At 44.7% G+C, this 1,767-nt stretch carries 1 protein-coding gene; it reads left to right on the plus strand.

Annotated elements, in window-relative coordinates; translation table 11 throughout:
- Positions 1–74 precede the first annotated feature (74 nt).
- A partial coding sequence (lepA, locus tag GMD4S_RS08550) for a translation elongation factor 4 (RefSeq protein WP_001047155.1) occupies positions 75–1,767 on the plus strand: 1,693 nt, incomplete at its 3' end.

Below are 1,767 nucleotides of genomic sequence, written 5' to 3' on the forward strand. Positions count from 1 at the left end.
CCTAGCAGGGTATGGTCTTGTCAAAATGTTAAAAACAATTTATAATTAATAGATACCCTGAAAGGAAGAGCATCATGAACTTAGAAGATTTGAAAAAACGACAGGAGAAAATCCGAAACTTCTCTATTATCGCCCATATTGACCACGGGAAATCAACGCTAGCAGACCGCATTTTGGAAAAGACGGAGACCGTTTCTAGTCGTGAAATGCAGGCCCAGCTTTTGGATAGTATGGATCTTGAACGTGAACGTGGGATTACCATTAAGTTGAATGCCATTGAGCTCAATTACACTGCAAAAGATGGCGAAACCTATATTTTCCACTTGATTGACACGCCAGGGCACGTGGACTTTACCTATGAAGTGTCGCGTTCGCTAGCTGCCTGTGAAGGAGCGATTTTGGTGGTTGATGCGGCTCAAGGGATTGAAGCGCAAACTCTTGCTAACGTTTATCTAGCCTTGGACAATGATTTGGAAATTCTGCCCGTCATTAACAAGATTGACCTACCAGCAGCCGATCCTGAGCGCGTTCGTACAGAGATTGAGGATGTCATTGGACTAGATGCCAGCGAAGCGGTCTTAGCATCAGCCAAAGCTGGTATTGGTATCGAAGAGATTCTTGAGCAAATCGTAGAGAAAGTGCCAGCCCCAACTGGTGATGTTTCAGCTCCACTCAAAGCCTTGATTTTCGACTCAGTTTATGATGCTTACCGTGGGGTTATCCTCCAAGTTCGTGTCATGGACGGAGTTGTTAAACCTGGCGATAAGATTCAACTCATGAGCAATGGAAAGACCTTTGATGTGACGGAGGTCGGAATTTTCACACCGAAAGCTGTTGGGCGTGATTTCCTAGCCACAGGTGACGTTGGTTATATTGCGGCTTCTATCAAGACGGTTCAAGACACGCGTGTCGGAGATACAGTGACCCTAGCAAGCAATCCTGCAGCAGAACCGCTAGATGGCTACAAGCAAATGAATCCTATGGTCTTTGCAGGACTTTACCCAATTGAGTCAAACAAGTACAATGACCTACGTGAAGCCTTAGAAAAATTGCAGCTCAACGATGCTAGCTTGCAGTTTGAACCAGAAACATCTCAGGCCCTTGGATTTGGTTTCCGTTGTGGATTCCTTGGACTCCTCCATATGGATGTTATCCAAGAGCGTTTAGAGCGCGAGTTCAACATTGACCTCATTATGACAGCTCCGTCTGTTATCTATAAGGTTAATCAAACTGACGGTGAGTCTATGGATGTCTCTAACCCATCAGAGTTTCCAGATCCAACTAAGATTGCGACCATTGAAGAACCTTATGTCAAGGCTCAGATTATGGTACCACAGGAGTTTGTTGGAGCGGTGATGGAACTGGCTCAGCGGAAACGTGGGGATTTTGTGACTATGGATTATATTGATGACAATCGTGTCAATGTCATCTATCAAATTCCACTTGCTGAAATCGTATTTGACTTTTTTGATAAGCTCAAGTCTTCGACGCGTGGTTATGCAAGCTTTGACTATGAATTGTCAGAGTATCGCCCATCTAAGCTGGTCAAAATGGACATCCTTCTCAATGGTGATAAGGTCGATGCTCTTAGCTTTATCGTCCACAAGGACTTTGCCTACGAACGCGGGAAACTCATCGTTGATAAGCTCAAGAAAATCATCCCTCGTCAACAGTTTGAGGTGCCGATTCAAGCAGCTATTGGACACAAAATTGTGGCTCGTACGGATATCAAGGCCCTTCGTAAAAACGTACTTGCCAAGTGTTATG

The sequence above is a fragment of the Streptococcus sp. GMD4S genome, from assembly GCF_000296955.1.